At 57.8% G+C, this 21,028-nt stretch carries 23 protein-coding genes and 2 pseudogenes; 4 read left to right on the top strand and 21 right to left on the bottom strand.

The window, feature by feature from the left end; translation table 11 throughout:
- Nucleotides 1-22 precede the first annotated feature (22 nt).
- Nucleotides 23-1,240 carry a xylose isomerase gene (gene xylA, locus AXF19_RS07505; protein ID WP_237141544.1) on the top strand — a complete coding sequence of 406 codons (1,218 nt, stop codon included), beginning with the start codon at nucleotides 23-25 and terminating at the stop codon, nucleotides 1,238-1,240.
- Here the strand turns inward: xylA and AXF19_RS07500 are convergent.
- The 5 genes and pseudogenes from AXF19_RS07500 to chvE form a co-directional block, all read right to left on the bottom strand.
- Nucleotides 1,196-2,221: an AraC family transcriptional regulator gene (locus tag AXF19_RS07500; protein ID WP_066847093.1), complete on the bottom strand. Its 1,026-nt coding sequence runs from the start codon at nucleotides 2,219-2,221 to the stop codon at nucleotides 1,196-1,198. The two genes, xylA and AXF19_RS07500, sit on opposite strands and share 45 nt — an antisense overlap.
- Before the next feature lie 63 nt (nucleotides 2,222-2,284).
- Nucleotides 2,285-3,760, bottom strand: a complete 1,476-nt coding sequence (gene xylB / locus AXF19_RS07495) for a xylulokinase (RefSeq protein WP_066847091.1) — start codon at nucleotides 3,758-3,760, stop codon at nucleotides 2,285-2,287.
- A gap of 17 nt (nucleotides 3,761-3,777) precedes the next feature.
- Nucleotides 3,778-4,413, bottom strand: coding sequence for an ABC transporter permease subunit (locus AXF19_RS07490; RefSeq protein ID WP_066847088.1), 636 nt, complete (start codon nucleotides 4,411-4,413; stop codon nucleotides 3,778-3,780).
- A gap of 20 nt (nucleotides 4,414-4,433) precedes the next feature.
- Nucleotides 4,434-5,643 (bottom strand): annotated as a pseudogene (locus AXF19_RS07485) (ATP-binding cassette domain-containing protein).
- Between the two features lie 82 nt (nucleotides 5,644-5,725).
- On the bottom strand, nucleotides 5,726-6,778 hold the full coding sequence (gene chvE / locus AXF19_RS07480; protein WP_237141543.1) for a multiple monosaccharide ABC transporter substrate-binding protein: 1,053 nt from the start codon (nucleotides 6,776-6,778) through the stop codon (nucleotides 5,726-5,728).
- Here chvE and AXF19_RS07475 point away from each other — a divergent pair.
- Nucleotides 6,777-7,130 carry a sugar ABC transporter substrate-binding protein gene (locus AXF19_RS07475; RefSeq protein WP_084784793.1) on the top strand — a complete coding sequence of 118 codons (354 nt, stop codon included), beginning with the start codon at nucleotides 6,777-6,779 and terminating at the stop codon, nucleotides 7,128-7,130. The two genes, chvE and AXF19_RS07475, sit on opposite strands and share 2 nt — an antisense overlap.
- Before the next feature lie 66 nt (nucleotides 7,131-7,196).
- On the opposite strand, the gene AXF19_RS07470 is transcribed toward AXF19_RS07475, so the two are convergent.
- From AXF19_RS07470 to AXF19_RS07415, 12 genes are all read right to left on the bottom strand, one after another.
- Nucleotides 7,197-7,604, bottom strand: a complete 408-nt coding sequence (locus AXF19_RS07470) for a YkvA family protein (protein ID WP_066847082.1) — start codon at nucleotides 7,602-7,604, stop codon at nucleotides 7,197-7,199.
- A 48-nt stretch (nucleotides 7,605-7,652) separates the two neighbouring features.
- Nucleotides 7,653-7,832: a hypothetical protein gene (locus tag AXF19_RS07465; RefSeq protein ID WP_066847080.1), complete on the bottom strand. Its 180-nt coding sequence runs from the start codon at nucleotides 7,830-7,832 to the stop codon at nucleotides 7,653-7,655.
- Nucleotides 7,833-7,935: 103 nt separating this feature from the next.
- Complete coding sequence (locus AXF19_RS07460) at nucleotides 7,936-8,451, bottom strand: ECF transporter S component (RefSeq protein WP_066847078.1); 516 nt, start codon at nucleotides 8,449-8,451, stop codon at nucleotides 7,936-7,938.
- Nucleotides 8,452-8,476: 25 nt separating this feature from the next.
- Entirely contained in the window at nucleotides 8,477-9,430 is a 954-nt protein-coding gene (locus AXF19_RS07455; protein ID WP_066847076.1) for a glycosyltransferase, read from the bottom strand.
- A 135-nt stretch (nucleotides 9,431-9,565) separates the two neighbouring features.
- Nucleotides 9,566-10,249 carry a cytochrome c biogenesis CcdA family protein gene (locus AXF19_RS07450; protein WP_066847073.1) on the bottom strand — a complete coding sequence of 228 codons (684 nt, stop codon included), beginning with the start codon at nucleotides 10,247-10,249 and terminating at the stop codon, nucleotides 9,566-9,568.
- 27 nt (nucleotides 10,250-10,276) lie between these two features.
- Nucleotides 10,277-10,816, bottom strand: a complete 540-nt coding sequence (locus AXF19_RS07445) for a TlpA family protein disulfide reductase (RefSeq protein ID WP_066847070.1) — start codon at nucleotides 10,814-10,816, stop codon at nucleotides 10,277-10,279.
- A gap of 22 nt (nucleotides 10,817-10,838) precedes the next feature.
- A complete protein-coding gene (locus AXF19_RS07440) occupies nucleotides 10,839-11,585 on the bottom strand; it encodes a 16S rRNA (uracil(1498)-N(3))-methyltransferase (RefSeq protein WP_066847067.1) in 747 nt (248 codons plus the stop codon).
- Nucleotides 11,585-12,535: a 50S ribosomal protein L11 methyltransferase gene (gene prmA / locus AXF19_RS07435; RefSeq protein ID WP_066847064.1), complete on the bottom strand. Its 951-nt coding sequence runs from the start codon at nucleotides 12,533-12,535 to the stop codon at nucleotides 11,585-11,587. The genes AXF19_RS07440 and prmA overlap by 1 nt, the downstream gene beginning before the upstream one ends.
- A 156-nt stretch (nucleotides 12,536-12,691) precedes the next feature.
- Entirely contained in the window at nucleotides 12,692-13,072 is a 381-nt protein-coding gene (locus AXF19_RS07430) for a desulfoferrodoxin family protein (RefSeq protein WP_066847061.1), read from the bottom strand.
- Between the two features lie 217 nt (nucleotides 13,073-13,289).
- Entirely contained in the window at nucleotides 13,290-14,258 is a 969-nt protein-coding gene (locus AXF19_RS07425) for a glycosyltransferase family 2 protein (protein ID WP_066847058.1), read from the bottom strand.
- Nucleotides 14,255-15,841, bottom strand: a complete 1,587-nt coding sequence (locus AXF19_RS07420; protein ID WP_066847055.1) for an ArnT family glycosyltransferase — start codon at nucleotides 15,839-15,841, stop codon at nucleotides 14,255-14,257. The genes AXF19_RS07425 and AXF19_RS07420 overlap by 4 nt, the downstream gene beginning before the upstream one ends.
- Before the next feature lie 122 nt (nucleotides 15,842-15,963).
- Nucleotides 15,964-16,335, bottom strand: coding sequence for a PTS glucitol/sorbitol transporter subunit IIA (locus AXF19_RS07415; protein ID WP_066847052.1), 372 nt, complete (start codon nucleotides 16,333-16,335; stop codon nucleotides 15,964-15,966).
- Between the two features lie 221 nt (nucleotides 16,336-16,556).
- Here AXF19_RS07415 and AXF19_RS13830 point away from each other — a divergent pair, with 221 nt between their 5' ends.
- Nucleotides 16,557-16,754: a type II toxin-antitoxin system HicA family toxin gene (locus tag AXF19_RS13830; RefSeq protein ID WP_084784792.1), complete on the top strand. Its 198-nt coding sequence runs from the start codon at nucleotides 16,557-16,559 to the stop codon at nucleotides 16,752-16,754.
- Between the two features lie 12 nt (nucleotides 16,755-16,766).
- On the top strand, nucleotides 16,767-17,144 hold the full coding sequence (locus tag AXF19_RS07410; RefSeq protein ID WP_066847050.1) for a type II toxin-antitoxin system HicB family antitoxin: 378 nt from the start codon (nucleotides 16,767-16,769) through the stop codon (nucleotides 17,142-17,144).
- Between the two features lie 64 nt (nucleotides 17,145-17,208).
- Here the strand turns inward: AXF19_RS07410 and AXF19_RS07405 are convergent, their stop codons facing one another.
- The 4 genes and pseudogenes from AXF19_RS07405 to AXF19_RS15320 form a co-directional block, all read right to left on the bottom strand.
- Nucleotides 17,209-18,531, bottom strand: coding sequence for an NAD(P)H-dependent oxidoreductase (locus tag AXF19_RS07405; RefSeq protein ID WP_066847048.1), 1,323 nt, complete (start codon nucleotides 18,529-18,531; stop codon nucleotides 17,209-17,211).
- Nucleotides 18,532-18,716: 185 nt separating this feature from the next.
- Nucleotides 18,717-20,345: a chaperonin GroEL gene (groL, locus tag AXF19_RS07400; protein ID WP_066847046.1), complete on the bottom strand. Its 1,629-nt coding sequence runs from the start codon at nucleotides 20,343-20,345 to the stop codon at nucleotides 18,717-18,719.
- 32 nt (nucleotides 20,346-20,377) lie between these two features.
- A complete protein-coding gene (gene groES / locus AXF19_RS07395) occupies nucleotides 20,378-20,659 on the bottom strand; it encodes a co-chaperone GroES (RefSeq protein WP_009441119.1) in 282 nt (93 codons plus the stop codon).
- 177 nt (nucleotides 20,660-20,836) lie between these two features.
- Nucleotides 20,837-21,028 (bottom strand): annotated as a pseudogene (locus AXF19_RS15320) (methyl-accepting chemotaxis protein); the annotation flags it as partial.

The following is a 21,028-nucleotide window of genomic DNA, read 5'->3' as shown; positions in this document are numbered from 1 at the left end:
TAGAGTGGTATAAGAGACAGAGATGGAAGAGAATCTGCGCTTTGCGATGGCATGGTGGCACAACCTCTGCGCGACGGGTGTCGATATGTTCGGCGCAGGGACGGCTGACAAGACATTCCACGCCGAGCCGGGCACGATGGAGCACGCAAAGGCGAAGGTTGATGCCGGCATCGAGTTCATGCAGAAGCTCGGCATCAAATACTATTGTTTCCACGATGCAGACATCGTTCCCGAGGATCCGGTGGATATCAACGAGACGAATCGCCGTCTTGAGGAGATCACGGACTATCTCCTCGAGCAGACGAAGGGCACGGGGATCAAGGCACTCTGGACGACGGCAAATATGTTCAGCAATCCGCGTTTCATGAACGGTGCCGGCAGCAGCAACTCCGCCGATGTCTTCTGTTTTGCCGCAGCGCAGGCGAAGAAGGGCATCGAGCTCGCCGTCAAACTCGGTGCACAGGGCTATGTGTTCTGGGGCGGCCGCGAGGGCTACGAGACGCTGCTGAACACGGACATGAAACTCGAGCAGGACAACGTGGCGCAGCTCTTCCGCATGGCACGCGACTACGGACGCAAGATCGGCTTCACGGGCGATTTCTACATCGAGCCGAAACCGAAAGAGCCGATGAAGCATCAGTATGATTTCGATGCTGCGACCGCCATCGGCTTCCTGCGCAAATACGGACTCGACAAGGATTTCCGCATGAACATCGAGGCGAACCACGCGACGCTCGCGGGGCACACCTTCCAGCACGAGCTGCGCGTCTCGGCGGTCAACGACATGATGGGCTCGGTCGATGCGAATCAGGGTGACCTGCTGCTCGGCTGGGACACCGATCAGTTCCCGAGCAATGTCTACGACACGACGATGGCGATGTACGAGATCCTGAAGGCGGGCGGTCTGCGCGGCGGTCTCAACTTCGATGCAAAGAACCGCCGTCCGAGCAACACGCCCGAGGATATGTTCGTGGCATTCATCGTCGGCATGGACACCTTTGCGCTCGGCCTCATCAAGGCGGCTGCACTCATCGAGGACGGACGCATCGACAGCTTCGTCAAGGAGCGCTATGCGAGCTACGAGACGGGCATCGGCAAGGAGATTCGTGAGGGCACGGCGACGCTCGAGTCCTGTGCCGCACACGCCGCAGCGCTGAAAGCCCCTGCCGATCCCGGTTCGGGGCAGCAGGAATACCTAGAGGGCGTTGTGAACAACGTACTCTTCGCCTCCAGCTGCTAGCGCGCCGAAATGCCGCTCCATCCGCCCCCGTTGCCACTCCCCGCAACGAGAGCGGTGGAGGCGGAGCAGGCGCACGCTGTCCTCGCGCGAAAAGAAGGACTGAATACAGCCGAGGGAAACGGGTCTCGTTCGTCGAGAGACCCGTTTTTTTTGACGGTATTCCGTCGGCGTGCATCCGAAATGCGTATCAAAAAGTTTGGTCAGATACCGCACATCCGAGAACCCGCACGCAAGGCTGATCTCAAGAATGCGCTGATCGGTCGTCTCCACGAGATGACAGGCGTGCTCGAAGCGCCGCTCACGCAGATACTCCTGAAACGACAGCCCGAGCATGTCCTTGAAGAAATGCGACAGATACGTCAGCGAGAGATGCTCCCGCCGCGCGATCTCCCCAAGCAGCAGCTTGCGCTGATAGTTGGCCTCAATGTATTCGATGATGGAGAGCAGGCGATCGGCGCGCTCGCGCTGCGGCAGATCATCCTCACGCCGCAGAACGGTGACGGGCAGATGCGTGTGCAGCAGGGCGTAGAGCTCGCCGATGCAGCCGAGGCAGCGGAACTCATAGCCCATGCTGCGCGCAAAGAACGCCCCTCCAAGATCCATCAGAACCTCTGCCATGCGCTGATACTGCTGCGAACTCTGTGGGAACGCGGGGCGCAGGGATGTCCCTCCCCCATAACGCAGATTCGTCGCCTCGGGAAAGATACGCGCAACAAGCTGCGGCGAGATCTGCGCGATGAGGAGCAGCCCGTCTCCGCAGCCGCCCGAGAGGAAGCGATGCGGCTCCATGGGATTGACAAGATAAAGGTCGCCGCGCCAAAGACGCTGCTGCCCCCCGCTCACCTCAATGAGCGCCGTCCCCTCGAGCACGATCCCGATCTCCATATCGTGATGGAGGTGCATCGTCCGCTCCTCCATGCGCACGAGGAATACATTCAGATCGCGCAGCTGCTCATAGGAAAAATCATGTGTACCGGACATTGTTCTCCCCCTTCCAAAAATGGCGGGAATCCCCGATGGGACTCCCGCCATCTTCATATATTCTCAGTGCAGTTTTGGAAATACAGCCTTCAGCGCAGGATAGAGCAAGCGATACTTTTGATAGCGCTCCTCATAGCGCGCCGCAAGCGCCGGCTCCGGCTCCACCGTCTCCACCACGCGCACGAGCGCGGCAGCGGCATCCGCAACGCTCGGATAGACACCGCACGCAACCATCGCGAGCATTGCGCCGCCCATGCCGGGTCCCTGCTCCGAGGCGAGGATATCCAGCTTCACATTCATCACGTTCGCAAAGATCTTACGCCAGAGCGGTGACTTCGCTCCGCCGCCGCAGATCTTGCTCCGCTCGATCCGTATGCCGAGCTGACGCGCGACCTCGAGGCTGTCCCGCATGCCGAACGCCACGCCCTCAAAGAGTGCCTGCACGAGATCGCGCCGCTCCGTATCGAGCGACATCCCAATGAATGCCGCGCGTGCATCCGTATCGTTGATCGGGCTGCGCTCGCCCATGAGATAGGGCAGGAAGAACACGGGATTGCGTCCGAGACGCTCCTCCGCGATCCCCTCCTGTTCCGCCGCATAGTCCTCTGCGCCGAGTACCTTGTCCATGAGCCACTGATTACAGGAGGCGGCGCTCAGCATGACGCCCATCAGATGATAGTTCCCGTCCGCATGAGCAAAGGCGTGGAGCGCATTGTGCGGGTCTACGCCGAATTTCTCGCTCGTGATGAAGATCGTCCCCGATGTCCCGATGGAGATATTGCACGCGCCCTCGCCCACCGTGCCCGTCCCGACGGCGGCGGCGGCGTTGTCCCCTGCGCCCGCCGCGACGATGGTATCCGGACGGATTCCAAGCCGCTCCGCCATCTCCGGCAGAACCGTTCCGACGGGCGCATAGGAAGCAAAGAGACGTGGCATCTGCTCCGCGCGCACGCCGACAATCCGCAGCATCTCCTCCGACCAGCAGCCGTGCTCCACATCGTAGAGCAGCGTACCCGCCGCATCCGACGGCTCCGTACAGTGCACCCCCGTGAGTACGTAGTTGATATAGTCCTTTGGCAGCATGATCTTTGCAATACGGGCGAACAGCTGCGGCTCATGCTTCTTCATCCAGAGCAGCTTTGGTGCGGTGAATCCCGCAAAGGCGATATTTGCCGTTGCCGCACTCAGTCTTTCCCACCCGACCGTCCCGTTGAGATCGTCGACCTCCTCTGCCGTGCGTCCGTCGTTCCAGAGAATTGCGGGACGGATCACACGCTCCTCGGCATCGAGCACAACCAGCCCGTGCATCTGACCGCCCGCGCCGATCCCTGCGACCTGCGCCACATCAAATCCATCGAGCAGGGCGGGAATCCCCTCCTCCACCGCCCGCACCCATGCGGCGGGATCCTGCTCGCTCCACCCCGGCTTTGGAAAGGAAAGTGGGTAGTCACGTGAGACGATATTCTTGATATCCCCCGTTTCATCCATCAGCAGGAATTTGCACGCAGATGTCCCGAGAGCGATTCCGATATAGAGCATCTTATCCCCCTCCCCCATCATTTCGTCGACTGGTTGTAGATATCGAATGCGACTGCGGCGAGGAGCACCATGCCCTTGATCGCCTGCTGCCAATCGATGCCGACGCCCATGATGGACATGCCGTTGTTCAGCACGCCCATGACGAGACCGCCGACCACGGCGCCGATGATCGTACCGACGCCACCCGAGGCGGATGCGCCGCCGATGTAGCATGCAGCAATTGCGTCCAGCTCGAACATCATGCCCGCCGACGGCGCCGCCGCATTGAGGCGCGCCGAGAAGACCAGCCCCGCAACCGCCGCCATCAGCCCCATGTTGACAAAGACGAGGAAGCGCACCCAGCGCGTCTTGATGCCCGAGAGCTGCGCCGCGCGCTCGTTGCCGCCAACCGCGTAGATGTGCCGGCCGAAGACCGTACGGTTGCAGATGAACGAGTAGAGGGCGACGAGGAAGCCGAGCAGGATGAGGATGTAGCTGTTCTGCATGATGAGCTTCGAGATGTTCATCGGCGCGAGCAGCACGCCGTCCGTACACCACTGGAAGAACAGGGCGATTGCAATCAGCGCGATGAACATGGCGTATTTGTGTACAGCAGTCTGCCAGATAGAAGCTGCGTTCAGACCGACCGCAGCAGTCTCTTTTTTCTCACTCAAGTTATTTCCTCCTCTGCCCTTCAACCTGCCTTGCGGCGCGTATTGCTCTGCATGATAAAGCGCATGATGCTTTCCTGTGACGCCTCCTCTGCGGGGAGTTCTCCGACGAAACGCCCCTCGTTCATGACGTAGATGCGGTCGCTGATGCCGAGCACCTCCGGCAGCTCCGAGGAAATGACGAGGACGCATTTCCCTGCCGCCGCCAGCTCGTTAATCACGCAGTAGATCTCATACTTTGCGCCCACATCAATGCCGCGCGTCGGCTCGTCGAGGATGAGTACGTCGGGATCGGCGTACAGCCAGCGCGCGAGCATGACCTTCTGCTGATTGCCGCCCGAGAGGTTGCGTGTCGCCTGATAGATGCCGGGTGCTTTGATGCGCAGCTTCTTCAGATACTCCTCGGCGATCCCGATCTCTTCCTCTGTGCGGATCACCCCGCGCGAGGAGAGACGCCGTAGCGTCGGCAGACTGATGTTCTCGCGGATGCTCTGCCCGAGGATCAGCCCCTGCCCCTTGCGATCCTCCGTGACGTAGGCGATGCCGTTTGCAATCGCCTCGCCCACGCTGTTTACTTGGATTTCCTTCCCGTCCTTGAGAATCGTTCCCGTGATATTGCGTCCGTAGGATTTGCCGAAAATGCTCATCGCCAGCTCCGTACGTCCCGCGCCCATCAGACCCGCGATGCCGACCACCTTGCCGCGCCGCAGGCGCAGATTCACATGATCGACCACCTGCCGTCCTGCGATATAGGGCGACTCCACACACCAGTCCCGTACCTCGAGGCAGACCTCGCCGATCTTCTGATTTTCGCGCGCAGGATAGCGGTCGGTAATCGCACGCCCAACCATCCCTTGGATGATCCTCTCCTCCGTGATCTCATCCACATTCTTTTCGAGCGTCTCGATTGTGCGCCCGTCGCGGATCACCGTGATCTTGTCCGCCACGCGCGTGACCTCGTTCAGGATGAATGATAACGATGCCGACCCGCTCACTTTCGCGGATATTATGAAATTTGCACTCCTCCCCGTCATAGAGGATCTTCCCGCCATAAGTCCCGTAGGGGTATACGCCGCTCAGGACATTCATGAGCGTGGATTTGCCCGCGCCGTTCTCACCGACCAGTGCGTGGATCTCCCCCGCGCACACGACGATATCCACCTTGTCGAGTGCGCGCACACCACCGGGAAAGACCTTTTCGATATTCTGCATTTCGAGCAGGATGTCCGCCATGTCATCCCTCCTAACAAGAAGCCCTCTGCAGCCTTGGAAATTGTTCCGTAGCGCGGCAGAGGGCAGCATCACAATATATTTTTTACTTCTGCAGTTCCGCCTCAGTGTAGTAACCGGAGTCGATGAGCAGCTGCTTGTAGTTGGACTTGTCCACGAATTTCGGCTCGAGCAGGTACGAGGGCACGACCTTCACGCCGTTGTTGTAGTCCTTCGTATTGTTGACTTCGGGCTGCTGCTTGGCGAGGATTGCATCCACCATCTTCACGACCTGATCCGCCAGCGCGCGCGTATCCTTGAACACAGACATCGATTGCTCACCCGCGACGATTGCCTTCACGTTCGGCAGATTCGCATCCTGTCCCGTAATGACGGGCATTGGGCGATCCGCAGTATTGTATCCTGCGGATTTCAGTGCCGACTGCACGCCAAGCGAAACGGAGTCGTTCGAGCAGAGCACCGCATCCAGCTTTGCACCCGTGTAATACGTCGTCAGGATGTTGTCCATGCGCTCCTGCGCCTTTGCCTCATCCCAGTTCGGCGTTGCACACTGCTCGCGCGTCATCTGTCCCAAGCGGACGACAAGCTGTCCCTTATCGATGTAGGGCTTCAGCACATCCATTGCGCCGCCGAAGAAGAAGTTCACGTTGTTATCGTCCATTGGACCGGTCGAAATCTCGATATTGAAGGGACCCTTGCCCTCGGCAAGCCCAAGACGATCAGCAATATACTGTCCCTGGATCTTACCGACGAGGTAGTTGTCAAACGTCGCGTAGTAGCTGACCGCATCCGTGTTCATGATGAGACGGTCGTAGGCAATGACCTCGACACCCGCACTCTTCGCCTCGTTCAGTACGGATGAGAGTGCACTGCCGTCGATCGAGCCGACGACCAGCACCTTGCAGCCCTTCGTAATCATATTCTCGATCTGCGAGACCTGCGTCTCCACCTTGTTCTCCGCAAACTGCAGATCGACATCGTAGCCCTTCTCACGGAGCTTCTTCTCCATGTTTGCGCCGTCCTGATTCCAGCGCTGCAGTGACTTCGTCGGCATCGAGACGCCCACCTTGACGCCCTTCGCGTCGCCTGACGTTGCCTTGTCCGAGCCGCCGTAGCCGGCAAAGAATGCCGCCGTCATGAAGGACTCCGACGATGACATCCATGCCTACGAGGAAACCCTTCAAATGATCGACGCGCATCCCACGATGAACGCCTTCTTTATCGCTACCTCCGGCGGTGCACACGGCGTCTGCCAAGCGCTTGTCAAACGAAAACGCGCGGACGACATCACCGTCGTCACCTTCGACATCATCCCCGCCATCCAGCGCGCCATGCAGCGGGGGATCATCAACGCCGCCATCTATCAGCATCCGCGCCGTCAGGGACAGGTCGCCATGCAGCTCGCCTACGACCGCATTATCAGCGGTATCCCGCCCACACGCAATGAATACATCATGCAGAATGAAATACGGATTCTTGAGAATCTCTGATATATGAAAAATGCTCGCCGCCTTACGGTTCTCCGTAAAGCAGCGAGCATTTTCTTTTGTGATGTTTCAATCCTCGATATGTGCGAGCGCATCCTCTCCGAGCAGGTCGACGATCTTCGCACGTGCCTGCGCGCGAATCTCATCGTTGATGTAGACCTGCGCAAGTGCAACAGCCGCCGCAATCGCCGCGGCATCGTCGGCAAAGCCGATGCCCGGCATAAAGTCCGGAATCAGATCGAGCGGCGAGATCAGATAGCCAAGCGCGCCGATGATCCCCGCCTTGATCTTCGCAGGACAGTTCGGCGACTGCGCCACGTAGAAGAGGAGCAGTGCCTGATAGATGACCTTCACGCCGATTTTCGCGATGTTCTTGCGGATCTTCTCCCAAAGCCCCTCCTCGGAGTACTTGTCCCTGTACTTCTCAATATCGAGATTTTCAATCTCTTCGGCTTTGATTTCATCATGTGTACTCATATCATAACCTCCTAAAAATAAAACAAAAGCCCTACTCTCTACATCGGCTCACTGCACGCGGCTGTTCCGATAGCGCTCCTGCGCATCGTCGCTCTTAATATCAAGAAAGACGATCGTTCCAAGCACGACGAGAAGCATCGCAACACAGACGACAATCCCGGTGAAGCCGAATGCGTCGAGCAGCCAACCTATCAGGATAAGGAGCGGTGTCAAAAGAATCGCGGGCATCTACATCACTTCCATTCGTGTACGAGAGAAACATCATCCTATCGCCATCATACTCGTTCATATGGACAAACGATGGGTAACAAAAAAAATGCAGAAGAATGCGTCAAAACTTCGGAAAGCGCTCCCGCAGCATGGGCAAAAGCAGAAGGGCAAGGATGGAGTTGACCAGCCCCTCCATGAGGAGCCCCGGGGACGAGGCGAGCGCTGCGGGCAGACTCGCGTAGAGGACTGCGCCCGCAAGCGTATACGCCGCCGCCATCCAGATGCTCGAGAGGAGAAGCGCGATGGCGACGCGCGTGCGCCCGCCGATCTGCGAACCGCTGCGCGCCATGCGATAGACGATCTCCGCCATTACAAATTTGATGACGAGCGTCGGCACGATCCAAAGCGCGAAGCCGCCGAGGAGGTCGGCGAGCGCCGAGCCGATGCACGCTGCAAAAAGCGCGGCGCGGCGCGGTGCGAGCAGCGCGAGCAGAAAGATCACCGCATCCCCGAGATGTGCATAGCCGAGCGGTATCGGGATATGCGGCAGATAGGTCGCGACGAAGACGAGCGCCGTCATCAGCGCTGTGAATACAATTTCCTGTGTGGTAAATTTTCCTGTGTGATAATATTCCATGTGCTTATCCGTTTTCCTTTCCGATTTATACGAACACGGCCTTTCTGCCGCCCAGACGTTCCAACGCAGCGGGATCGACGTTTTTGAGATAGCCGCCCTGCTGCATCTGTATTTGAACGGCATGCCTGCCATAGATCTCCCGCACTTCGTTGAAGTCACGAACACCATGCACACGGCACAGCCGTTCTTTCTCGGCACGCAGCTCCGGGTATTTCTCCTCAACAATGGCAAGACAGATGGCATTGTCCTGCCCAACGCGCGCTCTCCATTCTTTTGCACCTGTAGATATCCCGGTACCGTATTCATACCAGATCAGGTTCTCATCCCAAAAGTCGACTCGAATGTCATCGGCAATCATCAAGGAGTATACGGCATCCTCTCCATAGACGATGACATCCAAAATGGCCTCGATATAGAATGTGAGCAACTGCCGCTCAGCGATGAAGGCAGCCCCGCAGGCAAAATCTCCATAGAGAAGATAGGCTTCCCAGATGGCGCGCATATCATGGTCATGGTAGGGACGCAGATCCAGCGGGTTCATTGTATTCAATATCTCATACCCGCTCTGCCCCTCTCTGTAATAGCAGGCTCTCCCAAAGGCAAGCCGATACCCCTCCGCCTCCATGAAATGAATCATCCCTGCCAAAACATGTTCATTGTATAAATAGTCTCCGGGAGAGATCCATTTGATATACCTTCCTTGCGCTGCATGCAGGGCATTCATCTGATTATGAACAATGCCCCTGTTTATGGAGCTGCGCACAATCGTATAATCTGTGAAATGTTTCTCATGCAGCCACTGCTCGATTTCCTGTTGGCGAAAATCCTCTGACCCGTCATCTGCCAGCAGGATTTCATAACGACAGCCCTTTTGGTTGACGATCGATGTCAATGTGATAAACAGCTTTTCATAATCCGGCCGGTAGATGAGGACACAAACGCTGATATCATAGAAATCTGCTTCTTGATGTTCGCCCACGTCATTCTCCTGTTACAATAAAAAATCTTGTCCAGTCTTCTATACCATAGCACACAGCATTCTAAAATTCAATCAATACAGACAAAAACAACCTCCCCGCATCAAGAAAGGATGCAGAGAGGTCGTTCTTTTCGTTTACGACAAAATACGTACGAGATAGCTCAGCGAGTCCGACCAGAGGAGGACGCCGAGGAGGACGAGCACAACGCCCGCAACCTGCTGGATGCGCGGCAGATACTGATAGAACGCGCGCAGCTTCATGATGTGCCGCCGCCAAATGACGGCGAGCAGGAAGAACGGAACGGCGAAGCCGAGGCTGTAGACGAGGAGCAGGAGTGCCCCTTGATAGGCGGTCGCCGTGTCCCCCGCATAGAGGAGGATGGTCGCAAGCATGGGTCCCGTGCACGGTGTCCAGCCGAGTGTGAAGCCGCATCCGAGGAGGAACGCGCCCCCGATGCCGCCGAAGCCGCGCCGTTGGAAGGGGCGGTACTCACGCAGGAGCAGAGGAATTTTGATCCACCCCGTCATGAAAAGCCCCATTGCGATGATGAGGACGGCCGCGCCCTGCCGCAGGATCTCCTGGTAGGAGAAAAGCCACGCGCCGATGAGCGATGCCGTTGCGCCGAGCAGGACGAAGACGAGGGTAAAGCCTGCGAGGAACGCCGTCGTATTCGCGTAGAGCCGACGCGCCTCGCCGCCGTCCTGCTGACTGTTCTTCGCGAGGATGAGCGAGAACGTCGGTAGGAGAGGCAGGACACAGGGTGAGATGAAGGAGAGGAAGCCCGCGAGAAACGCGCCGCCAAGCAGGGTCAGTTCCATGTGCCGCAGCCTCCCCGCACGGAGCGCTTAGAGCTTGCCAATGACATCTTCGAGCTCCTCTTTCGTCACGCCGCCCGTCTTGCGGTAGGCGACATTGCCCTCCGCGTCAACGACAATCGTAGTCGGGATCGCACGCACGCCGTAGAGATTTGCCGCCGAGCCCTTCGTGTCGAGGACGACGGGCAGATCCGCCTTGCGCTCCGCCATGAACTTCTCCACGGGCGCGGCATCCTCCTGCAGGTTGACGGCATAGAAGTCAACCGCGTCCTTATGCGCCGCATAGAACGCCGCAAGATCGGGGATCTCCGCCTGACAGGGCGGGCACCACGTCGCCCAGAAATTGATGATGTAGGGTTTCCCCTTCGCCTCAACGGCAACATCCTCGCCCGCGAGATTCTTGAGTGTGAATTTCGGGGCTGCCTCGCCGCGCAGGCCGCCCTTTCCCTGTTCTGCGGCAGACTGTGCGCTTGCCGTCGTGCCCGGATCCGCAGTGTCATTGCCGCCGCACCCCGCAATCATGCTGAGTGCAAATACCGCTGCAAAAAGCGCCGTATATCTCTTCTTCATAAATTTCCTTTCTGAATAATCCTCAAATATCAAAATTGCCAAGTTCATACTGTGTCACGGCAAGCGCCACGAGCGCTGCTGTCTCCGCGCGCAGGATGAGGCGCCCGAGAGAAACCGGTTCTGCGCCCGCCGCACAGACTGCTGCCGCCTCTCCAAGGGAGAAGCCGCCCTCGGGACCAACAATGAGCACAATGCGGCGTGCCGTGCATGCACGCAGTGCCGTCCGCATGGGCTGCTCCTCTTCCCCTTCGTAGCAGAAGATAACCGCCGTATCGGGCGCACCGAACAGCTCGCCATTCTGCAAAAGTGAGGAGAGCGGCGCAACCTCCGCAACAGGCATGAGTGCCCGCCGCCCGCACTGCTTTGCCGCCTCATCCGCGATCTTCTGCCAGCGTGCAGCCTTTGCCGCCGCCTTCTTCGCGTCATAGCGCACGACAACGTGCTCCGTCATGACGGGATAGAACGCCGCCGCCCCCAGCTCCACCGCCTTTTGCACAACGAAGTCCATCTTCTCGCCCTTGAGGAGCGCCTGCACGAGGATGACCTCGTGCGAATTATCCTCCTCCTGCTCCAGATATTCCGCGAGGGAAAGCCGCACTGCATCAGGCACAACGGCAGAGACCGTCATACGGGCGACCCTGCCGGCCGCATCCACAACCGTGATCTCGTCCCCAATCTGCACGCGCATGACGTGCGCAAGATGGTGCGCGTCGCCCCCCGTGATCGTAATTTCCTCTGCGAGAGCTCCCGCATAGAACAGCCGCCGCATCAGAATCCCAACTCCTCACTGCGGCGAATGATCATCGCCGCCCATTCCTTTTCACAGGTCATATCGAGTACGGTATAGCCATGCTCGCGCGCCGCACGTTCCACGTCCGCGATACGGTCGTCGATGATGCCCGAGGCGAGGAGAACCCCGCCCGGTGCGAGATGCGCATCCAGCTGGTCGAACAGGCGAATGATGATGTCCGCAATGATATTCGCCGTAATGAGTTCGGCAGGCTCCGTCCCCGCACAGATCGAGAGAAGGTCGCTCTCAAACACGGCAACATTCGTGACATTGTTCGCGCGGACATTCTCCTCCGCGACCGAGACCGCCACGGGATCGTAGTCCATTGCAATGATTTCGCCCGCACCGAGCTTCGATGCGGCGATGGCGAGGATCCCCGATCCGCAGCCCACATCGTAGACGCGCATCTGCGGACAGACAAGATGTTCCAACCAGCGCAGACACATCGCGGTCGTCGCGTGTGCCCCCGTACCGAACGCAACGCCGGGATCGAGGTCGATGACGATCTCATCCCCCGTCGGCGTGTATTCCTCCCACGTCGGACGGACGACGATACGCCGCCCGATCTTCTCCGTGTGAATGTACGCCTTCCACGTCTCCGCCCAGTCCTCATCGGCGACGAATGTATGCGAGATCGTGCCCACGCCGATGGGTGCATCCGCACGACGCAGTCCCTCGATCCGCTCCGCAAGCGTCAGGAGGCTCGTCTCGAGCCGCGCATCCTCAGGCAGATAGGCGCGCACTGTCACCGTATCCGTATCCTCGGCGCGCGGCAGATCGGTATAGTCCCAAAGCCCTGCGTCTATGTACTCATTTACAAGAGACGGATCGTCGATCTCCGTTCCGGCGGCTCCCAGTTCCATCAGGATATTCCCGATGAGATCCGCTCCCTCATGCGTCGTCACGACACTCACCCGTGCCCATCGCATTCCATCGCCCCCTACACCTATACAATTTCTCCCTGAATGAAAGTCATTATACATGCTAAAGATTGGAAATACGATAGAATTTTCAGTGTATCAGGTGGGGCTCGAAAAAAAGCCGCCGCACGAACGCGCAGCAGCTTTCTCTCTATGCAGATTCGATTAGAACTCTGTCTGCCAGAGTCCATGCAGGTTGCAGTGTTCGATCACGCGCACGGGGGCATCGCCGTCCATCAGACGGAACGTCACCTCGGGTGCGTCCGCTGCCGTGAGATCGACGCGCTGTACGCCCTTCTTCGTCACGAGGATGATGCACTCGATCAGATGCTCCGCGGTCATCGGATGCGCAACGGAACCAACCGTCACATGCACCTCGTTCTTCGCCGCATCATAGGTCGCCACGGGAACGTGCTTCTCCTTCGCCGCATCCACCGAGTTCGGCACAATCGCCTTCAGCGGATTGCCACAGCATGCGAGATCGAGTTCCTCGTCGCCATAGACCTCGACGATATGTTTCTTGCCTGCAAGATAAAATACTGACATAAATAACCCTCCTATTGCGGAAGCATTTGCTTCCCAGTCAAAATACACAGCAAAGTAATTGGAAGAAAGCGATTGAATTCACGTCGTCATACGCTTCTTCAAAATGTGGAGTGCGAAAAACATCATAGTCGTTATCTATTCTGTCTTTCACGAATAATAATTCTCCACAAAATTGTATTCTCCTTCTTTTCTCCCAAAAAAATTTTCAAAAAGAGGATTATTTTTTTCCTGCTGCATTCCCGTCGATGAAATCCTGCACGAGGTAGCGCGGGCGGCGCTTGACCTCGAGGTAGATCTTTGCGACGTATTCACCGATCACGCCGATGGAGAGGAGGATGAGGCCGCCCAGAAACCAGAGTGAGACGACGAGACTCGTCCAGCCGACGATGGTCTCCCCCACAAAATGTCGAACGATCGACCAGATGAGCATCAGTCCGCTGATGAATGAGATAAACATGCCCATCTGAGAAATCATGCGGATGGGGCGTGCCGAGAGCGAGGTCACGCCCTCCCACGCGAACGACGCCATGCGCCGCCACGGATATTTCGATTCACCCGCGAGGCGCTGTTTGCGCGTGTAGTAGACGATCTCGTGCGAGAGGCCGATCATGGGCACAATGCCGCGCAGGAAGAGGTTGACCTCGGGGTACTCCGCGAGCGCTGCAAGGGCTCGGCGATCCATCAGACGGAAGTCCGCGTGATTGAACACGATATCCGCGCCGAGTGCGCGCATGGCACGGTAGAAACTTTCTGCCGTAAAGCGCTTGAGAAAGGTATCCGAGGCGCGGTTCTCGCGCACGCCGTAGACGATGTTCGCCCCCGCAGCGTGTTTCTCGAGCATGAGATCAACCGCGTCGATATCGTCCTGCAGGTCGGCATCCATGCTGATGGTCACATCCGCATGCGGCAGCACGGTCATCAGTCCCGCGAGCAGGGCATTCTGATGCCCCTCGTTGTGCGCGAGATTGATGCCCGAAAAGAGCGGGCTGCGCTCCGTGCACCGACGGATCAGCTCCCACGTATTGTCACGGCTGCCGTCGTTGACGAAGGCAACGCGGCTCTTCTCGCTGACCCTGTCGCCATCGATCAGCTGCGCTAGCTTCGCTTCCAGTTTCCTTGCCGTATCGTCCAGCACTTCCTGCTCGTTGTAGCAAGGCACGACGAGATAGAGGACAGGTGCGCTCATTCTTTATCATCCTTAAAGATACAGAGACCGTCGCGTTCCTCGACAAGCTGCCATTTCTCCGCGCCGAGGTCTTTCATCATCTTGCGGTACATGGAGTCGCGCATGATGATGTATTTCGGACGCGCATCCGCGCGCAGGGCGGCAAGCGACTCCGCGTGGTTCGTGTCCGCCTCGATGCCGGGGATATCCGTGTAGAGCATGACGCCGGGGCGTAGCTGCTTGTCGATGTAGAGAACCCTCCCCTCCGCCTCGGCCGCTGCGTGGTAGTTCGCCGCATAGCGGAGCGCGACCTGCTTCACGCTGAAATGCCCCTCGATCGCAGGCATCATAAAGCCAAAGGCAATGACCATCGTCACCACACCAGCGAGGACGTGCAGCCACGCCGCGAGGATAAGATTACGCGATGCCGTAATGCTGTAGACAATCGCAGCACCGAGAACGAGCGTGATCGCTCCGAGCCAGAGGCCGCCCTCTGCGAGCGGCGCAAGGCTGTCCCCGCTCATGAGCCAGCCGAGGCCGAGCAGGAGGAACATGACGGCACTGCCGCCCGCCCATGCGAAATGCGTCTGCCGCCAATCATCGAGCATGCGCGCGAGGTTCCAGCCGATGACGGTGGAGAGCGCGGGGGTCAGCAGCAGCATATAGGAGACCTGCTTTGTCTGCGCGATGGAGAAAAACACGAGGACAAAGATCCACCAGACCTGGAAGAATGCAAGCGCCTGTGCCTCCTCACCGAAGCTCTTGCGGAAGGCATTCTTGACCGACTGCACGAGAATCCCCGTCCACGGGAAGAAGCCGAGAATCAGAACGGGCAGGTAGAACCACCAGTGCGCGCGCACAGGATGGAGCGGTGCAGTGAAGCGGCTGACATTGTGGAAGCCGATGAACTCATAGATGAACGCCATGCCGTGCACCTCATACATATAGAGATACCACGGCAGTCCCACGACGACGACGAGCAGCAGTCCGCGCAGGACGTGTATGCGAAAGAGCTGCTCGAGCTGACGTGTCACGAGCAGATAGAAGAACACAATCCCCGCCGGGAAGACCACGCCAATGGGCCCCTTCGTCATCACCGCCAGTCCGCAGGCAAGGTACATGAGCCAATAATGGCGGTGCATGAACGAAAAGAGCGCCGCCGTCATAAAGAAGAGCAGCGTGCTGTCGGTGACGGACGCCTTGCCCATATACATGAGGATGATGCTCGTCCCCATGACGATCCCCGACCAGAAGCCCGTGCGTGCACCGAAGATCCGTGCCGATGCGAGCGCCGTCATGAGGATGGAGCCAATCGCCATAAGTGCGGCGGGGATGCGCGCCGCAAGCTCGCTGAATCCGCCGAAGATCTTCAGCGACGCCACGACGAGCCAGTAGAAGATCGGCGGCTTGTCATACCAGAACTCATTGTAGATGCGCGGCGAGAGATAGTCGCCGAAGCGGATCATCTCCTTTGCCGTCTCCGCGTAGACCGGCTCATCGGGGTCGAGCAGCGCCGTCCCGCTGATCCCAAAGAGGATCTGAAAGGATATGAGGCCGAGCAGCACGAGATAGACCGGCCACGCAAGATTTTTCTCATCGTTCATGCAGATATGCACCTCACCATTTCACATGAAATTATCTGCATTGTACCATAGATTTTACACGGTGAAAACCTCCCGCAATAAAAGAGGCTGCCCGTGCGACAGCCCCTCTCTATGAAAGTGAGTCAATAAACCTCGATCGTCGCGCCCACCTTGACATCGTCCTTCGTGAACGGCACATCCCCATGCAGCATGATGCAGCCGGGACGCTCCGCCTCATCGCCTCCCTTGAACGAGAGCGTGCAGTGACCGAGCTCCTTCAGCGTATGAAGCGCCTCGTCGCCAATCGCTGTAATCGTAAACGCCTTGTCACAGACAATCATCGTATCCCCGACGACGGGATCCGCGTTGTAGTTCCCCGGCGTATGCAGGACGGAAAACGAGGCAAGCTCTGCCGGCGCATTGTTGTTGAAGATAATGACAAAGTTCGCATCCGGGTCGTCGAGGAAAAGAAGAGACTCATCGCCCCAACTCGTGATTTCACAGTAAAACTTCATGCTGCATCCTCCTGTCTCATGGAAATGCGCTGCGCCGGGATGTGGCGCAGCGGCATCCCCCTCTCCCATGTTTCCTACGGCGTCTGATAAAAGTTCACCGTCATTTCCCAATATTATCATACTATATCCTACACGATTAGTAAAGACTACGATATAAACGCCTAAACAAAGTTTGTCCCTGAATATATATTTGAACAGCACGTATATACGTGTTATAATTATTGCATGGAAGGGGGCACACGACGAGAGATAAAGACCTGCTCAAGCTGCTCCTTCAAAATGGATGGCAGATCGTTCACATAAACGGCAGTCATCATAAGCTGCGCAAGGGCAGCGCGACGGAGACCTTTCCCATTCACGGAAGAGATGTCCCGTCAGGACTCCTGAGCGCAATCCTAAAGAGAACGGGACTGAAATGATTGGAGGCTTCCATGCAATATATATATCCCGCTGTCATCCATGAAGATCCCGACGGACTCTGGGCGGAGTTCCCTGATCTGCCGGGCTGTCAGACATTCGCCGATACGATGGATGAGCTGCTTTCCAATGCGGCGGAAGCGCTTGCCTGCGAGCTGGTGGAGTCACTCTCACATGGTGATAAACTACCGCCGCCGCGTGCGATGCAGTCCATCGCGGTCAAAGAGCATTCCTACCCTACGCTGATCCGTGCGGACATCACCCCCGCAAAGGGAAGCCGCTCGGTCAAAAAGACATTGACAATCCCTGCGTGGCTAAACGAGCGCGCCCGTGCACAGGGAGTTAACTTCTCAAAAACCCTGCACGATGCGCTGTTAGAAAAAATCGGATAATTCACCAATACAAAACGCCCCGTGATTCGATATCGCGGGGCGTTTTCGTTTGATCTGCGGCGAATTACTTCAGTGCATAACCATTGTTATACATCTTGTCCTGCTCCTTGCGCACCTGATAGAGCTGGGTCGAGGTGTCGAGGTCGACCATGTCAAGGGTGAGGAGGGTGCCCTTCTTGACATCGCATTTCATGCGTGCGTTCTTGTTGACGAGGGGGTAGACGACGTAGCGATTTCGGTACGTCTCCTCTGCGGTTGCAATCGAGGCATAGGTGGTGTAGCCGCCGATGCCGTCGAGGCTCTCGCCCGCCCTGAGGTCACGCTTTGCGACGGTGATGCACTCGCTCACGGGGCCGTCCAATGGGATGATGGTCGGCTCGCCGTCGATGACGATCTTCGCCACGCTAAGCGGCGTCTCAAGGTTGCAGAGATGATAGGGGCGGTACAGCGTCCAGAGGGGGCCGTGCCCCATCTGGAGATAGTCCATCACATACGCGGCATCCTCATTCGGACTTGCAACGGTGATAAAGACCCCCGGCGCAATGCCGTTGACATACTCGACAACGCCGTGACGGTTCAGAATACCGCCATCCTCCTTGAGACGAAATGCTGCGTTGAGGTCGGCACAGCTATTCGCCGACGATCCGCTGACACCATGCCCGCCGATCACGTCGGGGACAAAGCCCGTGGCGTTCGACATCGCCGTCATCTCGACCATGGTCTTTGTGCCGTCCTTGAACGAGGTGAGCATGCGCGGGTTCATCTTGCGGCGCATCGCCTCCTCATACACGGTGTCGGGATTGCAGTCATAGTCGATCTTGTTGTTCTTGCCCTTGCCGATGACCCTGACATCCAGCCCGATTGCGCGTGCGAAGGAGTAGAGCTCCATGACCGCACCCGGCTCGTCGCCCGCAGAGCCCGTATAGATCACGCCGTTCTTATCGCCGAGCTTCTTGAGGTAGCTGCCGATGACGACATCCGTCTCGACATCCATCATGACGACGTGCTTCTTGTTGTTCATCGCGTCGATTGCAATCTTTACGCCGACTTCGGGCACGCCCGTCACATCGATGGCGACCTCGACGAGATTCGCGTGCGAAATGAACATGTCGTTCTCCGTTGCGACATATTTTCCCTGCTCCATAAAGCGGTTTGCCTCTTCGAGCGTCTTTGCAACGGCGATATTCTCGTCGCTGATGCCAGCATTATGGAACGCTTTTATCACCTTTTCAAGGGTATGATCTGCGACAATGGCGGGCATGATGCCCTTCATGAGTGCCATCTGCGCAACCAGACCGCGCCCCATCTGCCCTACGCCCACAATGCCCGTGCGGATGATCTTGCCCTCTTCCTCGCGCTTTGCAAGCTTTTTGTGCATATTCAGCATACGAAACTCCTTCCGCCCGCCCTTTGGCGAAACATCGACTTCATCTTTTCCAAAACTAGTATAACACCGCATTTCCATTCGTACAATATCGCTTTGCGTGAATGTCATAACAAAAAGAGGCACGTTTCCATTTGTAAAGAAACATGCCTCTTCGTATTTAGATTTGATCCGCAGAGCGAATGGGCTTACATCATGCCGCCCATACCGCCCATGCCAGGCGCACCTGCCGGCATCGGAGCCTCCGGCTCCGGCTTGTCGGTGACAAGCGTCTCGGTGGTGAGCACCATCGCTGCGATCGACGCCGCGTTCTGCAGTGCGGAGCGCGTGACCTTCGCAGGATCCACGATGCCCGCGCCGATCATATCGACATAGGTGTTCTCAAGCGCATTGAAGCCAACGCCGTCGCCCGCCTTCTTCACGCTGTCAACGACAACCGAGCCCTCGAGACCTGCGTTCTCCGCAATCTGGCGGACAGGAGCCTCGATCGCGCGCTTGACGATCTCAACGCCGACCTTCACATCGCCCTCTGCCTCGATCTTGTCGAGCGCGGGGAGGATGTCGATGAACGTCGTGCCGCCGCCGGCGACAATGCCCTCCTCGACGGCTGCGCGCGTTGCGTTGAGCGCATCCTCGACACGGTACTTCTTGTCCTTCATCTCGACTTCCGTCGCTGCACCGATCTCAACGACCGCCACGCCGCCGGAGAGCTTTGCGAGGCGCTCCTGGAGCTTCTCACGGTCGAAGTCGGACGTCGTGTCCGCGATCTGCTTCTTGAGCTGGTCGACGCGCGCCGCGATCTGGCTCTTGTCGCCCGCACCGTCGACAATCGTCGTCTCCTCCTTCGAGGAACGCACCTGACGTGCGCGGCCGAGATCGGCGAGCGTCACGCTGTCGAGCTTGCGACCGATCTCCTCACTGATGACCGTGCCGCCCGTGAGGATCGCAATGTCCTCGAGCATTGCCTTACGGCGGTCGCCGAAGCCCGGCGCCTTGACTGCGAGTGCCTTGAACGTGCCGCGCAGCTTGTTGACAACGATGGTCGCAAGCGCCTCGCCGTCGAGATCCTCAGCGATGATGACGATCTGCTTGCCCTGCTTGACGACCTGCTCGAGTACGGGCAGGATGTCAGCAACGGACGAGATCTTGCGATCCGTGATGAGTACGTACGGATCGTCCATGACGGCTTCCATCTTCTCCGTGTCCGTCACCATGTACGGGGAGATGTAGCCGCGATCGAACTGCATGCCCTCGACAACCGAGAGGTTCGTGTCCATGGACTTGGACTCCTCGACCGTAATGACGCCGTCCTTGCCAACCTTCTCCATCGCCTCTGCGATGAGGTCACCGACCTCGGTGTCGCCGGAGGAGATTGCCGCAACCTGTGCGATCTTCGCCTTCGTCTCGACCTTCTGCGCCTTGCTCTTGATCTCCTCGACGAGCGTCTTGACAGCCGTCTCGATGCCCTTCTTGACGATCATCGGGTTTGCGCCCGCAACGACGTTGCGCATGCCTTCCTGAATCATCGCCTGTGCGAGGAGTGTCGCCGTCGTCGTGCCGTCGCCCGCGATGTCGTTCGTCTTCGTCGCGACTTCCTTCACGAGCTGTGCGCCCATGTTCTCAAACGGATCCTCGAGCTCGATGTCGCGTGCAATCGTCACACCGTCATTCGTGATCGTCGGTGCACCGTACTTCTTGTCGAGGACGACGTTGCGTCCCTTGGGGCCGAGCGTAACCTTTACTGCGTTTGCAAGTGCATCCACACCGCGGCCAAGTGCGCGGCGTGCCTCTTCGTCAAACAGAATCTGCTTTGCCATTTATACTGCCTCCAAAGTTCTATTTATCTCGATTACAGAATCGCCAGAATATCGCTCTCACGAACGATGAGGTAATCCTTGTCGTCCACCTTGATCTCGGAGCCCGAGTACTTCGAGAAGACAACGCCGTCGCCGACCTTGACCTCCATCTCTGCACGCTGTCCGTTATCGAGCAGCTTGCCTGTGCCAACGGCAACGACCTTGCCCTTCTGCGGCTTTTCCTTCGCCGTGTCGGGGAGCACAATGCCGCTCGCCGTCGTGACATCGCTCTCCGCGACTTCAATGACAACACGTTCGCCCAGTGGCTTAATCATGGTATCTGCCTCCTAGTTTTCATAACAATCTTTTTAGTGTTAGCACTCTCATTTACTGAGTGCTAACTTACGTTGTCTATAGTAAAGGTTTTAAGTCAAAAAGTCAATAGGTTTTTATAAAAAAGTCAAAAAAACAACAAAGAGCCGCACGGGACTCTTTGTTGTTTGCTGCGAAACTTACTCTTTGAACGCCGCCACAAGGTTTTTGAGGCGCGCCGTTCCCTCCTTGAAGCTCCGGATCTTCATGAGGATGTTCTCGTACTCCGCCGCCATGCCGACGACCTTCTCCGCGATGCGCGTATTGCCCTCCGCCCCCTCGTGGGTCGCGTTGCGGATGCCCTCCATCGCCGCGTCCATCTCGCTGACGGA

Origin of the sequence: Selenomonas sp. oral taxon 126 (assembly GCF_001683335.1) — a bacterium.
Lineage (GTDB): Bacteria > Bacillota > Negativicutes > Selenomonadales > Selenomonadaceae > Centipeda.
The sequence above is the reverse complement of the archived record's forward strand: the minus strand, read 5'-3'. Positions and strand labels throughout refer to the sequence as shown.